The 18,817-nt window shown below is 64.0% G+C and carries 12 protein-coding genes; 6 read left to right on the top strand and 6 right to left on the bottom strand.

Features of this window, described 5'->3' with window-relative positions; all coding sequences use genetic code 11:
* The first annotated feature begins 181 nt into the window (after nucleotides 1-181).
* Nucleotides 182-1,837 (top strand): S1 family peptidase, encoded by a 1,656-nt coding sequence (locus DKW65_RS07965; protein WP_111656747.1) that lies wholly within the window; start codon nucleotides 182-184, stop codon nucleotides 1,835-1,837.
* Between the two features lies 1 nt (nucleotide 1,838).
* On the opposite strand, the gene DKW65_RS07960 is transcribed toward DKW65_RS07965, so the two are convergent.
* Both DKW65_RS07960 and DKW65_RS07955 read right to left on the bottom strand, forming a co-directional pair.
* The gene (locus DKW65_RS07960) at nucleotides 1,839-2,708 is read right to left on the bottom strand and encodes a hypothetical protein (RefSeq protein ID WP_111656746.1); all 870 of its coding nucleotides are present in this window, start codon (nucleotides 2,706-2,708) and stop codon (nucleotides 1,839-1,841) included.
* A 5-nt stretch (nucleotides 2,709-2,713) separates the two neighbouring features.
* A complete protein-coding gene (locus DKW65_RS07955) occupies nucleotides 2,714-3,832 on the bottom strand; it encodes an aminotransferase class V-fold PLP-dependent enzyme (protein ID WP_111656745.1) in 1,119 nt (372 codons plus the stop codon).
* A 163-nt stretch (nucleotides 3,833-3,995) separates the two neighbouring features.
* Between DKW65_RS07955 and DKW65_RS07950 the strand changes: the two genes are divergently transcribed.
* From DKW65_RS07950 to DKW65_RS07940, 3 genes are read left to right on the top strand one after another with little or no spacing between them, the layout of a single operon-like run.
* Nucleotides 3,996-4,628, top strand: a complete 633-nt coding sequence (locus tag DKW65_RS07950) for a TetR/AcrR family transcriptional regulator (RefSeq protein ID WP_111656744.1) — start codon at nucleotides 3,996-3,998, stop codon at nucleotides 4,626-4,628.
* Nucleotides 4,625-5,200 carry a DUF1285 domain-containing protein gene (locus DKW65_RS07945; protein ID WP_111656743.1) on the top strand — a complete coding sequence of 192 codons (576 nt, stop codon included), beginning with the start codon at nucleotides 4,625-4,627 and terminating at the stop codon, nucleotides 5,198-5,200. The genes DKW65_RS07950 and DKW65_RS07945 overlap by 4 nt, the downstream gene beginning before the upstream one ends.
* Before the next feature lie 15 nt (nucleotides 5,201-5,215).
* Nucleotides 5,216-6,067: a peroxiredoxin family protein gene (locus DKW65_RS07940; protein ID WP_111656742.1), complete on the top strand. Its 852-nt coding sequence runs from the start codon at nucleotides 5,216-5,218 to the stop codon at nucleotides 6,065-6,067.
* Between the two features lie 57 nt (nucleotides 6,068-6,124).
* On the opposite strand, the gene DKW65_RS07935 is transcribed toward DKW65_RS07940, so the two are convergent.
* Both DKW65_RS07935 and cobB read right to left on the bottom strand, forming a co-directional pair.
* Nucleotides 6,125-7,195, bottom strand: a complete 1,071-nt coding sequence (locus DKW65_RS07935) for a 3-deoxy-7-phosphoheptulonate synthase (RefSeq protein ID WP_111656741.1) — start codon at nucleotides 7,193-7,195, stop codon at nucleotides 6,125-6,127.
* 33 nt (nucleotides 7,196-7,228) lie between these two features.
* The gene (gene cobB / locus DKW65_RS07930) at nucleotides 7,229-7,963 is read right to left on the bottom strand and encodes a Sir2 family NAD+-dependent deacetylase (RefSeq protein WP_245932431.1); all 735 of its coding nucleotides are present in this window, start codon (nucleotides 7,961-7,963) and stop codon (nucleotides 7,229-7,231) included.
* Nucleotides 7,964-7,996: 33 nt separating this feature from the next.
* On the opposite strand from cobB, the gene DKW65_RS07925 reads away from it, so the two are divergent.
* The gene (locus tag DKW65_RS07925) at nucleotides 7,997-8,371 is read left to right on the top strand and encodes a hypothetical protein (protein ID WP_111656739.1); all 375 of its coding nucleotides are present in this window, start codon (nucleotides 7,997-7,999) and stop codon (nucleotides 8,369-8,371) included.
* A 27-nt stretch (nucleotides 8,372-8,398) separates the two neighbouring features.
* Complete coding sequence (locus DKW65_RS07920; RefSeq protein WP_111656738.1) at nucleotides 8,399-9,943, top strand: bifunctional GNAT family N-acetyltransferase/carbon-nitrogen hydrolase family protein; 1,545 nt, start codon at nucleotides 8,399-8,401, stop codon at nucleotides 9,941-9,943.
* Nucleotides 9,944-9,965: 22 nt separating this feature from the next.
* Here the strand turns inward: DKW65_RS07920 and DKW65_RS07915 are convergent, their stop codons facing one another.
* Together DKW65_RS07915 and DKW65_RS07910 are read right to left on the bottom strand one after the other, a co-directional pair.
* The gene (locus DKW65_RS07915) at nucleotides 9,966-10,328 is read right to left on the bottom strand and encodes a hypothetical protein (protein ID WP_111656737.1); all 363 of its coding nucleotides are present in this window, start codon (nucleotides 10,326-10,328) and stop codon (nucleotides 9,966-9,968) included.
* Between the two features lie 2 nt (nucleotides 10,329-10,330).
* Nucleotides 10,331-18,730, bottom strand: coding sequence for an Ig-like domain-containing protein (locus tag DKW65_RS07910; protein ID WP_111656736.1), 8,400 nt, complete (start codon nucleotides 18,728-18,730; stop codon nucleotides 10,331-10,333).
* Nucleotides 18,731-18,817: the final 87 nt, after the last annotated feature.

The following is an 18,817-nucleotide window of genomic DNA, read 5'->3' as shown; positions in this document are numbered from 1 at the left end:
CTGGTCTGATTTCCCGCCTTCCTTCCTGCCGTTCGGCTTCGACCAAAGTGTAATGCTTCGTTACGTTGTGCATGTTTGTGTAATGATTCAGGTCACAAATTGAGCATTTGGTACTGTACGGGCGCCATTTGCTAATCCAGTCTACCTACTACAAACATAAAAACAGTAGGTAGAAATCATTATGCTTCGTAAGCTGGGCTTTGGCCTGGTCATGGCAGCCTGCCTGACCAGCCAGGGGGTGGCGGGGGACGAAGCACAGGCCCGAATCATTGGCGGCACGGAGACAGCAGCAGGCAAGTGGCCCTGGATGGCCGCAGTGAACTTCGTGTCCGGTGCCAACAACTCTCAACAATCCCTGATCTGTGGTGGCACGCTGATCGCACCTCGCTGGGTGCTGACCGCCGCACATTGCGTGACCACCAATGCCGGGCAGCAATTGCATGCCCATAACCTCCAGGTCGTGCTGGGCAGTATTCATCGGGACGGTAGTGGTGGTGAGACCCTTCCGGTCAGCCATGTCTACGTGCACCCGGAGTACACCCGCGCCACCCTGCATCACGATGTCGCCTTGCTGCGGCTGGCACAGCCCTCTTCGACGACCCCGGTGAACATGGCCGGGCCGGCGCAGCACCACTATCTGGGCCGCACCAGCCACCGTAACCTGTTCACCGCCATGGGCTGGGGCCGTACCCGCGCCAACGATCCGTCCAGCGGCGCCCAGCGCCTGCAGGAGGTCAATCTGGACTATGTGCCCGGCAGTGTCTGCGGACGCACCTGGCGCAACCTCAACGGGCATCAGATCTGTGCCGGGAGCGACGATACACCGCGGGATACCTGCAACGGGGACAGCGGTGGCCCGCTGGTGATGTACCACGAGGGCCGTCACTGGCTGATGGGGGTCACCAGCTATGGCGCGTCCGAGTGCGGCACCGTGGGGGTACCAGGGGTCTACACTGCGGCATCCCATTACACCGGCTGGATGGAGCGCACCGCCTGGGCAAGTCTGGTGGATCTGGCATCGGCCTCGCAGGCCGATCAGCCTGTCGGGCGGCGCAGCACCCGCCGTGTGCTCAGCAGTGATATCGCCAATCAGAGTGCAGCGACTCAGGCCTCAGCCGTGGGCTGGCGCCTGGACAGCGATCGCCCCTTGGCGGTGCGCAGTCTTGATGGCCTGAACTGTGTGCAGGTGTCAGCCAACCATACCGAGTGCCGCAATGCAGGGAACGTGCCGGTGGGCCAGCAGCTCAGCGCGCGCCGGTTCGAGATCAGTTATACGGGCCATCAGGATGCCGATGTGGCGGTGGCGGTGACACCGATTGCCAGCGAACACAACTACCGCAAGCGGGCCACAGACAGCGTGGCACTGCGCTTTTCCGACCAGCCTGACCTGACCTTGCAACTGACCCGCGAGCCGGTGCAGCGCGACGGGGAGCAGGGCGCGCGCCTGCGCATCCAGGTGGTCAATGAAGCACCGGATGTGACCGCCGAGGGCGCCACCTTGCAGGTTTTCCTTCCTGCTGGCGCGCGGCTGGTCAATCCTGACCAGAGTGGCTGTCTGGATCGTCACCCGGTGGAATGCCCGCTGGGGCAAATGGCCCCCGGCGCACAGAAGTCGCTGCAACTGGAAGTGCTGGGTACTCAGTCTTCCGGCGTGGTGCGTATGGAGGTCAGTGCGGCCAACGGCAACTTCCCGGCCACCGCCGCCAGCCGTCAGATGACGGTTGGCGAGCTGGCAGCCCCCGTGGGGGGGCGCGGCGGTGGCAGCGGTGGGGGGGCCGGGCTGATGGCCGGGCTGATGCTGCTGGTTGCAGGATATCGCCGTCGTATCGGGCGCTGAATCAAGGTTTTGTCGCAGCAGCGTCGCTGCCTGCGTTCTCCCCCGGCGTGTGCCGGTTCTCTTCTTGCAGGGCACCAATGCGCCCTTTCCACGGCAACAGGCGAATACGACGGTCGTCATTATGGTCGACGAACGGGTATTTGATGATGTCGAAGTAAGGTGAGTGGTCGAAATCGGCGGCATGGAACAAGCGAGGATGACGGCGATACAGGCGCGTCATGTCTTTCTCTGTGCGTTTGACCAGAGGCAGCACCGGGAACTGGATGAAGGAAAAGGCATCACCAATGATGCTGCCGGTCAGACTGCGCAGGGTGCGACCGGCAAGGCGGGCAAACAGCCCCGGGCGCCAGTGGCGTGGCAGCAGGCCCCAGGGCAACAGCAGGGCCAGGGCATCGCTCCAGTTCATGGCCCGGTGGGTGCCCAGACGGCTCAGCCCATAGCGGATGACCGTTTGCGGATCATCGCCTTCCAGGCCCCGCGGGCGGCACAGGCGCAGGTGCTCTGCCGACAGGCTGGCCAGCGGCATCAGGGTCAGGCCGCGATCAGCCGTCGACAGCAGTACCAGCTGGGTATCCGGCTCGCAGGGCAGGTATTCGGTGACGGTGGCGCGCAGGGCGGGATCACGCAGATCATGCAGACGCCCGATATACAGGCCGACACGGGTCCAGCGGCTGCCGCTGATGGTCCGCAGGCGAGCGTCCAGCCGGGTGCAGCCGTCGATCAGCAGCACGTCGCAAGGCTGCAGGAGCTGCCGCAGCCGCTCGGTGTCACTCAGGTGCAACGCCGGGCGCGGACGCTCCTGCTGCAACCAGTGACGCAGTGACGGCCCTTGATCAACGGGCAGTGGCGGGGCGGGGTGTGCCGGTTTCATGGCCGCTATCCTAGCAGCAATGCCACGGCACGTTCCATGACCGTGTGGTCAGTGTAGAAGTGCGGCGACAGGCGGATGCCGCCGCCGCGCTGGGCGCACACCACCCCGGCGTCCCGCAGGCGCGTGAAACAGGCATCCAGCGGTTCCTCGGGCCGCCAGGTCACGATGCCCGCCCGCCGCTCCGGCGCGGCCGGGCTCAGCACCTGTCCCCGACCGCAGGCGCGCAGGGCAGTGTCGAGCCAGGTACTGCGGGCCAGAACGGCATCACCGACGCTGTCCATACCCACCTCCAGCAGCAGCGACAGGCTGGCCGACAGGGCATGCACGGCGAGCAGATTGGGGCTGCCACATTCGAAGCGTCGTGCATCGGCAGCGATCTCCCAGTCGTGCCGGTCGTAGTTGCCCGCATCCGCCACCATATGCCAGCCGAACTGGAACAGGGTGAGCTGTTCGCGCAGGTCCGGTTGGCAATAAAACAGCGCCAGCCCCTCTGGCCCGAGCATCCATTTATGTCCGTCCGCCACCACCACATCGGCCTGGATTTCCTGCACGTCGAAGGGCAGGGCGCCGAGGCTCTGGATCGCGTCCACACAGAACAGCACGCCAGCCCGGCGGCAGGCCTTCCCCAGCCGAGCCAGATCCAGGCGCAGTCCGCTGCCGTACTGCACCGAACTGATGGCCAGTACCCGTGTACGCGGGGTCATGGCATCAATCAGCGCCTGTTCGGGATCGGCCATGGAGATGTCGACCTCCCGGGTCGTCACACCGTGACGTGCCTGGGCCTGCCAGGGGATGCGGTTCGACGGGAATTCCTGATTGCTGATGATCACTTCGTCGCCGTCCTGCCAGTCCAGACCACAGGCCAGCACGGACAGGCCTTCCGAGGTGTTCTTGAGCAGAGCGATGTCGGCGCTGTCCGGGGCATTGATCAGGGCCTGCAATTGCTGGCGCAGCCGCTGCTCGGTGGCCAGCCAGCGCGGATAGTCACGGGCACCCTGATGAAGGTTTTCGGCAGCAAAGGCCGTCACCGCATCACGGGCCCGGCGCGGCCAGGGCGCAACGGCGGCATGGTTGAGGTAGAGCAGGTCCGGATCCTGCGGGAACTCGTCGGCGATGTTGGTCATGGGCGCCTCGTTGCGATTCGTGTTGGTTGGCGTATCATCCGCGCATTCATTGATCGGGCTTCATCATAGCGCGCCAGGCGCCCGCTTGGCCCGTGGGGCAGGCGTGGGCTAGACTGCCAAAGCAGTGGTTGAGCGCGATGATGCGCAGAGGAGAAAAGCACAGATGGGCGATCTGGAGAAAGCGGCGCGCAAGGCGCAGGAGTTCCGGCAGCGTGAAAGGGAGATTCTGGATGCCGCGCTGGCGCTGTTTCTGGAGCAGGGGGAAGACCGCGTTACGGTAGAGATGATTGCTGATCGTGTTGGTATCGGCAAGGGCACCATCTACAAACACTTCGAAACCAAGAACGAAATCTACCTGCTCCTGATGATCCGCTATGAAGAGGATCTGGCTGAACTGTTTCGTCAGATCGCCCCGTCTCCCGACAAGGAGCAGCTGGCCCGGGAGTATTTCCGTTTTCGTATCGGTGATCCGCGCCGCTATCAGCTGTTTGACCGGCTGGAGCACAAGGTCATCAAGGACCAGGCGGTACCCGAGCTGGTGGAGAAGTTGCATGCCATCCGTGCCGCCAATCTGGATAACCTGACCGGGGTGATCGAGTCGCGCATCCGGGAGGGTGCCCTGGAAGATGTGCCGGCCAGTTATCATATCGCCGCCGCCTGGGCCCTGGCCCATGGCGCTGTGGGCCTGATGGAGTCGCCGTTCTACCGCAAGTTCATCGACGACAAGGAAGACTTTATCGATTTCCTGATCAGTATCGGGATCCGCATGGGGAACAAGGGACAGCGCGGCCGATGACCGATACACGCGATCCGGACAAGCTGATGCAGGTGCTGGAGCAGGCCGACAAGGATGCCAGCGGGCTGCCTCCGGTGCACGCCTGGCACCCTGAGCATGTTGCCGATATCGATATGCGCATTGCCCGTGACGGCACCTGGTATTACCAGGGGACGCCGATCAACCGGCCCGCCATGGTGCGTCTGTTTTCCACCATCCTGCGCCGTGAGGGCGACCGCTATTATCTGGTCACGCCGGTGGAAAAGCTGGGTATCGTGGTCGAGGATGCGCCGTTTGTGGCGGTGACGCTGGAGGTGCTGGAAGAGCAGGGCGAGCCGGTGCTGGCCTTCACCACCAATGTGGGCGCTACGGTGGTGGCGGACGCCGAACACCCCCTGCGCGTGGACATCGACAGCGAGACCGGCGAGCCGTCACCCTATCTGTATGTGCGTGATGGCATGGAAGCGCTGGTGCACCGCAATGTGTTCTACGCGCTGGTGGAGCAGGGGCAGCGCGCCGGGATTGATGGCACGGAATGGCTTGTGGTGCACAGCCGCGGCGTCCGTTTCCCGGTGGGGCGGCTTGACCACTGAAGGGCGGCAGGGGCGATGGAACGTCTGAAATCCTGGTTTCTCAGTAGCTACCTGTTGCTGGCCACGCTGGCCTGCGTGTTCCTGCTCATGCAGCTGGTGGAGCATCTGCGTATCGAGCTGCTCGGTGCCCTGATGGCCTGTTCCGCCATGCCGGGCTTCTTCCTCTGGTTGTATGTGCGGCGCCCGGCGCGCACCAGTGCGCACCTGTTCGGCGTGACGGCCTACGCCTGGCTGGGCGCCTGCCTGGCCGTGTTCGGCACCCTGACATCCCGCGATCCCCTGTGGTGGCCGGTGCTCTTTGCCTTGCCGCTGGGGCTGGGCGGCTTCCTGCTGTATCTGTTGTGGTACAGCCGCTTGCCGCGCCGGCGCCTGCTGCAACGCCTGGTACCGCTGCCGTCGTTCACGGCGTATCAGCTCGACGGTACGCCCGTCACCTCCGACAGTCTGGTCGGCACGCCGACAGTCTGGATTTTCTTCCGCGGCAACTGGTGTCCGCTGTGTGTGGCCCAGGTGCGGGAGATCGTCGCGTTGCATGAGGACCTGACCGCACGCGGTGTGCGTGTCGTGCTGGTCAGCCCGCAACCACTGGCCAGAACGCAGGCCCTGGCGCGTCGTTTCGATGTGCCGCTGATGTGGTTGCAGGATCGCGATGGTCAGGCGGCCAGGGCGTTGGGCATCGAGCTGCGCTACGGTGTGCCCGCAGGTTTACGGCTGCTCGGCCACGGCCAGCATACGCTGATGCCTACGCTGGTGGTGACCAGCAAGGAGGGCGATGTGGTGTATGTCGATCAGAGCGACAACTACCGGTTGCGGCCCCGGCCGCAGGCCTTCCTCAAGGTGCTGGACAGCGAAAAGGCGCACCGTTGAGGGTGCGCCTTTCAACTTGAGCCTGTGAGTCTGAGAGCCTGACCTGCCGTACCCGCCTCAGCCGCGCGCGGGCAGAACCTGGCGCAGCTTATCGGCCATCTTGCGAATAGCCTCTTCCGTCGTATCCCAGCCAATGCAGCCATCGGTGACCGAGACGCCATACTCCAGCTGCGACAGGTCTGCCGGAATGCTCTGATTGCCCGCTTTCAGGTGTGACTCCACCATCAGACCGATGATCGAGGTGTTGCCCTCGATGATCTGGTTGGTGATGTTGTCCATCACCAGGGATTGCAGGGCCGGGTCCTTGTTCGAGTTGGCGTGGCTGCAATCCACCATGATGTTGGTGGAGACCCCCGCCTTGCTCAGGGCCTGTTCAGCCAGTGCCACCGACACGGAATCGTAGTTCGGCTTGCCGCCACCGCCGCGCAGCACGACATGCGCGTAGGGGTTGCCACGGGTCACGGTGATGGCCACCTTGCCGTCCATGTCGATGCCCAGGAACCGGTGCGGGTGGCGCACGCTGAGCATGGCGTTGATGGCCACATCCAGGCCGCCGTCGGTGCCGTTCTTGAAGCCCACCGGGCTGGACAGGCCGGAGGACATTTCCCGGTGTGTCTGTGACTCGGTGGTGCGGGCGCCGATGGCCGACCAGGTAATCAGATCCTGAAGATACTGCGGAGTGATCGGGTCGAGTGCCTCGGTGGCTGTGGGCAGGCCCATCTCGGCCATGTCCAGCAGCAACTTGCGGGCGATATGCAGCCCATCCTCGATCTTGAAGGTGTCGTTCATGTAGGGGTCGTTGATCAGCCCCTTCCAGCCCACCGTGGTACGCGGCTTCTCGAAATAGACCCGCTGTATCAGTACCAGGGTGTCTTCCACTTCGGTGGCCAGCTTCTTCAGGCGGCCAGCGTATTCGTTGGCGGCGTCCAGATCATGGATGGAGCAGGGACCAATGACGATGAACAGACGCGGGTCCTTGCGATCCAGAATGTTGCGCACGGTGTCGCGCCCGGCAGCCACCGTTTCCCGTGCAGCATCAGACAGCGGCAGCTTGGCTTTCAGCTCGCGCGGGGTGGTCAGCAGGGTCTGCGACTCGATATTCAGATCATCTACTTGCTTTTCAGTCATGACGTGTCCGGGAATGCAACAAAGGCAAGCAGTCTAGCGGAATCGCACGTCTGAAGAAACACGATGGCGCTGTGCCAGCAGGCTCTCCACCCATTCGGGCACCAGGACACTGGCCAGTCCTTCACGGTGTTCGCGGAAGGCACTGCGCACGCGCGAGGCCTCCAGGTTCAGCTCCAGCGTGTGGGCGCCCGCCTGGTTGGCCACCTCGACGAATCCGGCCGCCGGGTAGACGTTGCCGGAGGTGCCGATGCTCACGAACAGCGTGCAGCGCGCCAGCGCCTCGTAGATGCGTTCCATCTGCAGCGGCATCTCGCCGAACCAGACCACATGCGGGCGCAGACAGCCCCGACTCCCGCAATGATCGCACACACTCTCCGGGGTGATATCGCCCTCGACCCGCGTGACCTGGTGGCACAGGCGGCAACGCCCGCGCAGCAACTCGCCGTGCATGGGGATCAGCCGCTGGCTGCCTGCGCGCTCATGCAGGTTGTCGATATTCTGGGTGATCAGCAGCAGGTCATCGCCCAGCGCCTGCTCCAGCCGGGCCAGTGCCTCATGGGCCGCGTTCGGGCGGATTTCTGCACTGTGCAGCAGGCGCCGGCGCTCGTTGTAGAAGCGCTGCACCAGGGCGGGGTCGCGCAGGAAGGCCTCGGGGGTGGCCACGTCTTCCAGGCGGTGGTTCTCCCACAGGCCATCGGCGCCGCGAAAGGTGCGGATACCGGACTCGGCAGAAATGCCGGCGCCGGTCAGGATCACAACACGGTGCATGGAGCGTCTCCCGTTTCCTGTATACTCTGGCCCATGAACGATACCATCATCCGCCATCGCGAAACCTGCACACTGGGCGACCGGGGTCCGGTCAGCCTGCTTTACTTTCATCATGACATGGTACTCCTGATCAGCGCGGCCGCGGTCGGGCTATACCGTGATCGCGCCGCCGTGGAGGACCCCCTGGGCAACGGGGTGCTCGGCTACGAGGCTATTCCCGAGACCCTGCGCCCGACCTGGCAGCACGATAGCGGCTACGTGCGCGAGCAGGCCTCCGGGTTTGTCGGCCTGCATGGCGGGGCGGTGCTGTTCATCCGGCCGGACGGTGTTGCCCTGTATCCTGACGGGCCCAGTGCGCTGCGCAATCAGTCCATGCAGTGGCTGATTCCCTATGCCGCACGACATTGAACCGAGACGACGTTCGAGGAGAGCTTGATGGGTGAGGAAAGCACCAAACTGCGCTTGCGTGAACTGACCAACGACGATTACGCCGAGTTGGCCGGTCTGATGAACCTGGTGTACGCCGACATCGGCGGTGCCTGGCCGGAAGACACCGTGCGCACGCTGATGCGTATCTTTCCCGAGGGCCAGCTTTGTATCGTCGACAATGACGAACTGGTGGCGGCGGCGCTGACCATCAAGGTGAAGTACGACCGTTTTTCCAACCCGCACCGCTACGAAGACCTGATCACCGAGAATCAGGTGCATTCCCATGATGACGAGGGCGATGCGCTCTACGGCCTGGATGTTTTTGTGCACCCGGGATATCGCGGCTATCGCCTTGGTCGACGTTTGTATGAAGCACGCAAGGAGCTGTGTCGCGAGGAAAACCTGCGCGCCATCCTGGCCGGAGGCAGGCTGCCGGGTTACAGCAACCATGCGGACGAAATGCCGGTGACGGAGTACATCGATCAGGTCGAGCGGCAGAAGCTGTATGATCCGATCCTGTCGTTCCAGCTCTCCAACGGTTTCGATGTCAAACGGCTGCTCAAGCGTTATCTGCCGGAGGACGAAGACTCGCGTGGTTATGCCACGTTGCTGGAATGGGACAATATTCTTTATGTGCCCCCCGACCAGAATTTCTATGAGAGCAAGACCATGGTGCGGCTGGGCGTGGTACAGCGCCGCATGCGTGCGGCCCGCTCGGTGGAGGACCTGCTCAATCAGGTGGAATTCTTTGTCGATGCGTTGTCGGATTACCGTGCTGATTTTGCCGTGCTGCCGGAGTTCTTCAGTGCGCCGCTGATGGGCCTGGAGCTGGATATGCCGTCCCTGGAAGCGATCCGTTTTCTGGCCAGTTTTACCGATGATATCCGTGATGCGATTTCAGAGCTGGCCGTCAGCTACAACATCAATGTCGTCGCCGGTTCCATGCCGCTGGTGGAGAATGACAACGTCTATAACGTGGCCTACCTGTGTCGACGTGACGGTACCGTGGAAGAGCAGCGCAAGATTCACATCACCCCGAGCGAACGCCGTGACTGGGGGATTGAAGGCGGTGACCAGATTCAGGTCTTCGAGACGGACGCAGGTCGTGTTGGCATCCTGATCTGCTACGACGTGGAATTCCCCGAGTTGGGCCGCATCCTGGCGGAGCAGGGCATGGAGATCCTGATCGTGCCCTTCTGGACCGACACCAAGAACGGTTATCTGCGCGTGCGCCACTGTGCCCAGGCGCGGGCCATCGAGAACGAATGTTACGTCGCCATTTCCGGCAGCGTCGGTAACCTGCCGCGTGTGGACAACGTGGATATCCAGTACGCGCAATCAGCAGTGTTTACGCCCAGCGATTTCTATTTTCCGCATGACGGCATCATCAGCGAGGCGGTGCCGAATACCGAAATGCTGTTGTTTGCCGACGTCGATCTGGAAAAACTCAAGTTGCTGCATACGGAAGGGTCGGTCACCAACCTCAAGGACCGCCGCCACGACATGTACCGGCTCAAGTGGCGCAGCCAGCAGGTGGACCCGCAAGGCTGACGCCGTGAGGGCGTGAAGCGGTTCAGCAACCTGCCTGGAAATCATCGAAGATCTTCAGTTCCCGCAGCAGACGGCCGTAAGAAGCGTGAGCCGCAGGCCGGGCCTTGCCGGGCGCGGCTTTTTCAGGCGGGAGCTTTCCATGCCGGAGCTCTCCATGCCGGACCTCTCCATGCCGGACCTCTCCAGGCCCGGCCTCTCCAGGCCGGACTGTCTTTTCAAACACCAGAAAGGCGTTGGTCACCAGTCGCAGCCGCCACGCCTCGACAAGCTGGGGTGGAAGACCGAACTCGCGGGCGAGTTCGGTCAGGGGACGTTGCGAGCGCTGGGCACTCAGAGCCACCATGGCCATGAAGCTGGAGGAATAGGCACGGCTCCGAGTGCTCATCGTCATGCTCCGTCGTCGTCGATCACAATGAACTCCACCCGACGATTCTGCTGACGGCCTTCGGCCGTGCTGTTGTCGGCAATGGGCGCTTCTTCACCACGACCCTGTGATTCAAGCCGGGTCGGATCAACACCCTGGGCGATCAGGGCCTCCATGACACTCGCGGCACGCCGTTCAGACAACTGCTGGTTGTACGCGGCAGCACCCTGGCTGTCGGTGTGCGCGACAATCCGCAAGCGGGTGTCGCTCTGGCCGAGGTACTCCGCGACCCGTGCTACGGCGGCAAGACCGCGCTCCGTCAGAGCGGCCGAGTTGGTGGCGAACAGGATATTGCGCACTTCCAGTGCAAAGGCTTCCTCACAGCCCTGTTCGTCCACGACCGCGCCGGGCGGCGTGCCGGGGCAGGCATCACGGTAATCCGGTACGCCGTCACCGTCGGAGTCCAGCGGGCAGCCAGTGTCGTCCACCTTGACGCCACGCGGCGTGTTCGGGCACTGGTCGAGGTAATCCGGTACGCCGTCGCCGTCGCTGTCGATCGGGCAACCCACCTCATCCACCTGGACACCCGCCGGGGTATCCGGACACTGGTCCAGCTCATCCATCACACCGTCACCATCACTGTCCTGCGGCGGTGCGGGCGGTGCCGGTCGGCGCCCGAAGCGCTTGAGCAGGTCCAGCGTCACCACGGCCGCGTCCTTGTCAAAGCTCGTGGCTTGCAGGCGCGTGGCCCAGCCACGGGCGAAGCGGTATTCCACGCCAGCGCCGAAGAACACCTGCCAGTCCTTGTCCTGATCCACGCTGACACCGCCGTTGCCGGAGGTATCCAGGGTGCCCACGCCGAGGCGACCAAACAGGTCCCAGCCGCGAGCGTCCCAGTCGAAGCCGTTCAGGTAGCCGATACCGGACAGGCCGAGGAAGCGGTAGTCCACATCCAGCGGGTCCAGGCCCGGCAGGGTGGGCGCCAGTTCGGCGGCGCCCAGATCATGCCAGGACAGTTCGGCGCTCCAGTGTGCGTGCCACTGGTAGCCGACGAACAGGTCAAAAGCGGTGTCGTATTTGTCATCGACGCGGTAGCCGGTGTTGTGGGTGTCGGGCGCCAGGCGCGACTGGCCGATACCGCCGCCCACATAAGGGTAGTGGCCGTTCGCGGCATCATTGGCAGCCAGTGCACTGGTTGAGAACAGGCTGGTGGCAAGCAGGCCCAGCCCGGCGACGGCGGCGCGCCAGGTGGCCTTGCGCCGCCGTCCCGCCGCCAGGCCCAGCAGCAACAGCAGACCGAGGCCGCCGTTGCCGACACCGCGCAGGCCGGTTTCGACCTCGCGCAGGGTGCGGTTGCTGACAATCTGGTCCGTCAGGCCGTCTGCATGGTTGCCCGCCAGATCGCTGAGCGGCGTGGTCCCGGGGGTGTAGCTCAGCGACACCTGGGCACCCGGAGACACCGGGGTCTCCAGCGTCAGCGCAACGGTCGGGCCATTGATGCTGACGCCGGTCACGGCGACCGGAGTGCCGTTCACGATCACGGTGAAATCGCTCGTGTCGGGCACGGCGCTTTCGTCCAGCGGCTCGTCATACTCCAGCAGCAGGGTCGGCCCGTTCACGGTGGCGCCGTTATCTGCCGCCAGCTCTGGCGCGCGGTTATCCAGCAGGTAGTTCTGGTTCTGGCCAGGAGTAGTCGTGCCCAGCGGGTTGCCGTACTGGTCCACAATGGTCTGACCGCCGTCCAGCGCCAGCCCCAGTTGGCCGTTGGGTGCGTTGCTCACGATGACGGTGACACGGTAGATGTCCTCGCCGTCCGTGTTCATACCCAGCGGGGTCACCAGGCTGATCATGGCGTCGCTCGCCACCGGGCCGGTCAGGGCCAGATCGGTCGCGTCGACACCAGCCACCGGCGTGCTGAAGCTGAGCAGGAAGTGCACCTGGGTCGCGTTGGTTTCACGCTGCTGCGGGTCATCGCGTTCGATGCGGCGCAACACACTCAGATCGATGTCGATGCTCAAGGTGTAATCGCCCGAGGCGGTGTTGCCCGCCGTGTCGGTGGCTTCCACGGTGACGGTGTAATCGCCGTTGGGCAGGCCGTCCACGATCTCCACGCTCCAGTGGCCGCTGGCGTCAGCGGTGGTGGTCCAGGTGTCACCGCCCACGGTCAGGGTGATGGTGGCGCCCGGCTCCGCGTCCCCGGTCAGGGTCGGGGTGGCGTCGTGGGTCTCGCCGTCCTGATCCAGCGTCGGGATCGCCGTGGTCGTATCGATGACCAGCGCGAAGGGCTGCGAGATCGCCGAGGTATTACCCAGGGTGTCTTCGGCCACCGCCGTGATGACATAGGCGCCGTCGCCCAGCGCGAGCCCGCTGTGCGGCAGCGACCAGAGACCGTCCATGTCGACCAGCGCCGTGCCGATTTCAGTACCATCGCGGGAGACCACAATCAGCTGCCCCGGCGCACCACTGCCATGAATGGCCGGGGTATTGTCGGCGGTGATGCCGTCGCTGTTGCTGACGCCGGTGTCGTCACTGATACCGCTGATCACGGGCACCGTCGGTGCCTGCACGGTGACGGTGCCGGTGTGGGTATCGCTGTTGCCGGCCTCGTCGGTCACGGTAATGACCACGTCATGGCTGCCTTCGCCAAGCTCGTCCAGATCCACAGACCAGTCGCCGTTTTCGTCGGCGATGACGGTCCAGGTATGGCCATCGATTTCGATCTCCACACTGGCGCCGGGGGTGGTGGTGCCGGTGAGGGTGCCGCTATCCAGCGTGCTGCCGTCCTGGTCCAGGGTCGGCGGGTCGATCTGCGTGACCACGATGACGGTAAAGGACTCGGCGGCATCGGAGGTGTTGCCCAGCGCATCTTCGGCCACGGCGGTCACGATATATTCGCCATCCGTGAGCGGAGTGCCGCTGTGGTCGAAGGTCCAGGTGCCATCACCGGCCACGACGGTGGTGCCGATCACGTCGCCATCCAGGCTCACGATCACGGTGCTGCCCGGCTCGCCTTCGCCGTGGAACAGCAGGGTGTTGTCGCTGGTGATGCCATCGCTGTCGCTGATGCCGGTGTCTTCGCTGATGCCGGTGATGCTCGGCACGGCGGGTGGCGTATTGTCCAGCGTGTAGGTCTGGTTGCTGCCAATCGGTGTCAGCATAACCAGCGCGTTGCCTGCCAGATCTTCGATGTTCTGGCTCGGGCTCAGCGCCAGGCCCAGTTCACCGTCGGCATCAGCAATACCATTTACCGTGACGAACCAGACGCTGCCGCTGCCGGTCACCGTGGCGATTTGCGCATCAATTGCCGCAGCGCCGGTAGCGATGAAATCACCGGCGTCCACATTGGCAACGTCTTCGTCAAAGGTCACCTGGAAGATCAGCGTATCGGCGTTGGTCAGTTCATCCGCCGGGTCATGACGGGTGATGCTGTCCAGCTGCGGCGGCACATTGTCGTCCGTGTTGTTGGCGACCGGTTCGTCGCTGAAGCTGTCCACCGGGTTGCCAGCCAGATCGCGCAGCGGCGTGGCGTCCTGCGTGTAGCTGACGGTCACGGTGGCGTTGCTGGATATGCCTTCGTCCAGGGTCAGCACCACCGTCTCGTCGACAATAGCGACGCCTGTCACCGTGGCCGGGTTGCCGTCCACCAGCACGATGAAGTCAGCCGGGGCGGGCACGTTGCCGCCATCCAGTTCCTCATCGAAGTGCAGCGTCAGGGTGTCGTCGTTGATCACGGCGTTATCCAGCGTGGGCGCCGTGTTGTCCAGCAGGTAGCCTTCATTGATCGGCGGCACGGCGGGGACCAGTGCATTGCCGTGGCTGTCGAGAATGTCAGCGGTCGCGGAAATCGCGAGACCCAGCAGACCGTCAGCGCTGTCGATGCCGGAGACTTCAACCAGGTACTGCAGGCCACCGGCTTGCGGCACCAGGTTGCTGATCATCGCATCACCTGCGGCGGCGCCGGTCAGGACGAAGTCGGTAGCGTCCACGTTCACCACTTCTTCGTCGAAGCTCACGAGGAAGGTCACGGTGTTCGCATTGGTGATGGCATCCGTGGGTGTATGCCGCTGGATGCTTTCCAGCGCGGGCGGCTCGCCATCGATGCTGATCGTGAAGGTCTCGGTGGCCGTGTTGCCCGCCACATCGGTCACGGTAACGACCACCGGGTGCTCGTCGTCAGCCAGTTCATCGGTCACGGTCAGCGTCCACTGGCCCGTGCCGTCAGCGGTGGTGGTGTAGCTGTGGCCATCCACTTCAACCACCACGGTCGCGCCTGGCTCGGCGGTGCCGGTCAGGGTTGGCGTGCTGTCGTTGAGCAGGGCGCCGTCCTGGTTCAGTGTCGGGTCAGCGGTGTCAGTATCCACCACGACAGTAAAGGGCTCCGAGGCGTCCGAGGTGTTGCCCAGCGCATCTTCGGCCACGGTGGTCACGGTGTAGCTGCCATCCGCCAGCGGGGTGCCGCTGTGGTCGAAGGTCCAGGTGCCGTTGCCGGCCACGACGGTGGTGCCGATCACATCGCCATTGAGGCGCACGATCACGGTGCTGCCCGGCTCGCCTTCGCCCTGGAACAGCAGGGTGTTGTCGCTGGTAATGCCGTCGCTGTCGCTGACGCCGGTGTCTTCGCTGATGCCGGTGATGCTCGGCACGGTGGGCGGCGTGTTGTCCAGCGTGTAGGTCTGGTTGCTGCCCACAGGTGTCAGCATGACCAGGGCGTTGCCCGCCAGATCTTCGATGTTCTGGCTCGGGCTCAGCGCCAGACCCAGTTCACCGTCGGCCTCAGCAATACCGCTGACCGTGACGAACCAGACGCTGCCGCTGCCGGTCACCGTGGTGATTTCTGCATCCAGCGCCGCAGCGCCGGTGGCGATGAAATCGCTGGCACTCACGTTGACGACATCTTCGTCAAAGCTCACCTGGAAGATCACCGTGTCGGCGTTGGTCAGTTCGTCCGCCGGATCGTGGCGGGTGATGCTGTCCAGTTGCGGCGGCACGTTGTCGGCGGTGTTGTTGGCGACAGATTCGTCGTTGAAGCCGGTCGCCGGGTTACCCGCGAGATCCTGAATCGGATTGGTGCCGGGGGTATGGCTGACGGTAACGTCGGCGGTGCTGGAGACGCTGTTTTCCAGCGTCAGTATCACGTCTGATCCGACCACGCTCACGCCGGTCACTGTGACGGGGTTGCCATCGACCACCACCGTGAAATCGCCGGGTGCGGGCACGCTGGCGTCATCCAGTGTTTCGTCGAAGCCCAGGGTCAGGGTGTCCTCGTCGACAGTGGCCCCGTCCAGCACTGGCGCTGTGTTATCGAGAACATAGCCTTCGTTGATCGGCGGCACGGCGGGCACCAGGGCATTGCCATGGCTGTCGAGAATGTCGGCCGTGGCGGAAATCGCCAGGCCCAGCAGGCCGTCGGCGGTGTCGAGGCCGGAGACCTCGATCAGGTATTGCAGGCCACCCGGCTGCGGCACCAGATTGCTGATCATGGCGTCGCCTGCGGCAGCACCGGTCAGCACAAAGTCGGTGACGTCCAGGTTCACCACTGCTTCGTCAAAGCTCACCAGGAAGGTCACGATGTTGGCGTTGGTGATCTCTTCGGTGGGGGCGTGGCGTTGGATACTTTCCAGCGCAGGCGGCTCGCCGTCGATGTCCAGGCTGAAGGTGTCGTTGCCGCTGTTGCCAGCGAGATCCGTAATGGTGATCTCGACGGGGTGCTGGCCGTCCGCCAGTTCCTCGGTGACGGTGACACTCCACTGGCCGGTGGTGGCATCAGCGGTGGTGGTGTAGGTCTCGCCGTCCACCACCACGACCACCGAGGCGCCCGGTTCCGTGGTGCCGGTCAGGGTCGGGGTGCTGTCGTTCAGTTGAGCGCCGTCCTGATCCAGTGTCGGGACAGGGGCTTGCGTGTCGATGACTACGGTCAGTGCGCCGGACAGTGCAGAGGTATTGCCCAGGCTGTCTTCGGCGGTGGCCGTGATGGCGTAGGTCCCGTCGGGCAGCGTGGTGCCGCTGTGGTCGAAGGTCCAGACGCCAGTGCCGTCGACCAGGGTGGTGCCCAGCGGTGTGCCGTCCAGGTAGACGGTGATCAGGCTGCCTGCTTCACCGGTGCCCTGGAACAGCAGGGTGTTGTCCTGGGTAATGCCGTCACTGTCGCTGACGCCGGTGTCATCGCTGATGCCGCTCACCACAGGAACTGGCGGTGGCGTGTTGTCCAGCGTATAGGTCTGGTTGATGCCGGTGGGCGCGAGGTCTGCCAGCGCCGCGCCAGCGTTGTCCTCGATGTCATTGGCCGGGGACAGGGCCAGCCCCAGTGTGCCGTTGGCTTCGGCGATGCCCGTGACGGTGACCAGATAACTGTGCGCGCCGCCTTGCGTGGCGACACTCAGAATCGACGCGGTCCCTGCGGCGGCGCCGACAGGCATGAAGTCGCTAACATCGACGTTGGTAACCTCCTTGCTGAAGGTCACCAGGAAGCCGACCGGGTCGGCATTGGTGAGCGCATCAATGGGCGCAAAGCGGGCGATGCTGACCAGTTCCGGCAACAGATCCAGCGGCGTGGTTTCGCTGACCGACACCGAACTGAACGTCCCGAGTGGCCCGGTGGCCGTGGCGCTGGCGCTGAAGCTGACTTCTTCGTTGTCCAGCATGTCCTGGGTCAGGGTCACGGTGGCCTGGCAGGTCGTCTGCGCCGAGGGCGCCAGGCTGGCGTTGGTGCAGCTCACACCGGTCACCGGCAGGTCGATATCCAGGCTCAGATTGCTGAGGCTCAGGTTGCCGCTGTTGGCGACGGTAAAGGTGTAGGTCAGCTGACCACCGACCGTGACGCTGGTGGGCGTGCCGGCCGTGATGTCCAGCAGGGTCAGTTCGAGTTCGTCCTCGATCTCGGCTTCGCTGGCGACGCTGAGGTTGAGGGTGACGCTGCCGGAGGCATTGTATTCCGTACCCAGCGTGGCGGAGTTGTAGGTCACAAAGACTTCGCTGGACAGGGTCTCGCCGACCACGGCCGGCGTGCTATCCACCTGCACCCGGAAACGCAGGCTGGCACTTTCGCCCACCGGCATGGCGCCGCCCTCGGAGCCCGAGGCGCCGGTGCCCGCGCGGAAGATCACGCTATTGCCGTCGAACTCGGCCAGGTCGTCGCCCACGGCGTCGGTTTGCGGGCCTGTCGGGGCTCCGCTGGCGTTGGTCATGATCTCCAGGCTGCCGGGCACAAGGGTCACGCCCGCAGGCAGCGGTGCTTCCAGCAGCACATTGGTGGCATCGTCGGCGCCGGTGTTGCTGAAGGTAATGGTGTATTCGATTTCATCGCCGGGCAGCAGCAACCCGCCGTCCACATCCACACCGTCGATATCCAGCGAGCTGATCAGGTCGGGGGCATGCAGCTCTACCACGAACGCCACAGCATGGGGGGCGTAGGCGTCCATGGTGGTGGAAAAGGTCAGCGTGGCGCTGTCAGCGCCGTTGGCCAGAATGCCGGAGGCATCTACGTAGTTGATGTCCACCGCAAGCTGGTTGACGTAATGCGGATTCTTGGTGGTGATGTGTTGGCCCAGCCGGGTGATGGTGCTGTTCCAGAAATTGTTGGCCGGGTTGCGGGCATCACTCAATGCGGTGCCATTGAGGCGGAACTGGTCGCCGGAGTAGCTCAGGTCGCCTTCCCACACCAGGGCACCCAGATAGGTGCTGAACGCGCCGGTCAGGGGCGTCAGCAGGCCTTCGACGGTGATGTTGACGTTGTTGCTGTTGTCCACTTCGGCGGCGCCGTCATACACCATCAGCCGACGGAAGGGCTCGTTGCTATCCTGGTAGATGATCACCAGACCCCAGCCACCATAGTTACCCAGTGTGCCGCCGTTACCGTTGTTGGCGGTGAGGTCCGCCACGGTGTAGGTGCCGGAGCCCGCCGCTGCGACCAGGGCGGTGACATCGGCCATCGCCTGGTAAGGATGGGAGGAGGCGTTGGTCCACTGATTGGGCACGGTGTCGACTACCGCGGCACTGATCTGGTGATAACCGGGGGTGCCGGGAACGCGGAAGCGGATATCGCCCCGGGTCAGGGAGGTCTCCGCCGCGCGGGCGCCCCAGTAAAGGCCGGCGAACTGCACCGTGGCCCCGGCGGGCAGTGCGAGATCGGCAGAGGAAGAATTGGGGAAGCCCGCCATGGCGTCGACATTGACGTACACCATGTTGCGATTGCCGTTATGGGCGCTGCCGCCGGTGTCCGTCCCGTTCTGGATATTGGCACACCCGGTACCGGTACAGGTGAGCAGCGTGTTGCCGATCAACTGAATGTCACCGCGCTGATCAAAGCTGGCACGGGTATCAAAAGCGCGAATGATGTCGGCCCCGGCCACGCTGGACAGCGTGGTCAGCAGGACCAGCATCAGCAAGGCCAGGCGGGCGCGAAGGCCGCTAGCAGGCAAATACATTGGATAATCTCCCCCAAGGAGCGTTTGTTATTGGCCTGGCTGCAGGCACAACGCCTGGCCCGGCCTGTTACGGCGCAGCGACGATCC

The sequence above is a fragment of the Isoalcanivorax indicus genome (assembly GCF_003259185.1).
In the GTDB taxonomy this organism is placed as follows: domain Bacteria; phylum Pseudomonadota; class Gammaproteobacteria; order Pseudomonadales; family Alcanivoracaceae; genus Isoalcanivorax; species Isoalcanivorax indicus.
This window is presented reverse-complemented; position numbering and strand designations above follow the sequence as displayed.

What these genes read in the sequence shown, in the direction of transcription:
- DKW65_RS07965 (WP_111656747.1), top strand. Translation starts at nt 182, where the DNA reads ATGCTTCGTAAGCTGGGCTTTGGCCTGGTCATGGCAGCCTGCCTGACC.
- DKW65_RS07960 (WP_111656746.1), bottom strand. Translation starts at nt 2,708, where the DNA reads ATGAAACCGGCACACCCCGCCCCGCCACTGCCCGTTGATCAAGGGCCG.
- DKW65_RS07955 (WP_111656745.1), bottom strand. Translation starts at nt 3,832, where the DNA reads ATGACCAACATCGCCGACGAGTTCCCGCAGGATCCGGACCTGCTCTAC.
- DKW65_RS07950 (WP_111656744.1), top strand. Translation starts at nt 3,996, where the DNA reads ATGGGCGATCTGGAGAAAGCGGCGCGCAAGGCGCAGGAGTTCCGGCAG.
- DKW65_RS07945 (WP_111656743.1), top strand. Translation starts at nt 4,625, where the DNA reads ATGACCGATACACGCGATCCGGACAAGCTGATGCAGGTGCTGGAGCAG.
- DKW65_RS07940 (WP_111656742.1), top strand. Translation starts at nt 5,216, where the DNA reads ATGGAACGTCTGAAATCCTGGTTTCTCAGTAGCTACCTGTTGCTGGCC.
- DKW65_RS07935 (WP_111656741.1), bottom strand. Translation starts at nt 7,195, where the DNA reads ATGACTGAAAAGCAAGTAGATGATCTGAATATCGAGTCGCAGACCCTG.
- cobB (WP_245932431.1), bottom strand. Translation starts at nt 7,963, where the DNA reads ATGCACCGTGTTGTGATCCTGACCGGCGCCGGCATTTCTGCCGAGTCC.
- DKW65_RS07925 (WP_111656739.1), top strand. Translation starts at nt 7,997, where the DNA reads ATGAACGATACCATCATCCGCCATCGCGAAACCTGCACACTGGGCGAC.
- DKW65_RS07920 (WP_111656738.1), top strand. Translation starts at nt 8,399, where the DNA reads ATGGGTGAGGAAAGCACCAAACTGCGCTTGCGTGAACTGACCAACGAC.
- DKW65_RS07915 (WP_111656737.1), bottom strand. Translation starts at nt 10,328, where the DNA reads ATGAGCACTCGGAGCCGTGCCTATTCCTCCAGCTTCATGGCCATGGTG.
- DKW65_RS07910 (WP_111656736.1), bottom strand. Translation starts at nt 18,730, where the DNA reads ATGTATTTGCCTGCTAGCGGCCTTCGCGCCCGCCTGGCCTTGCTGATG.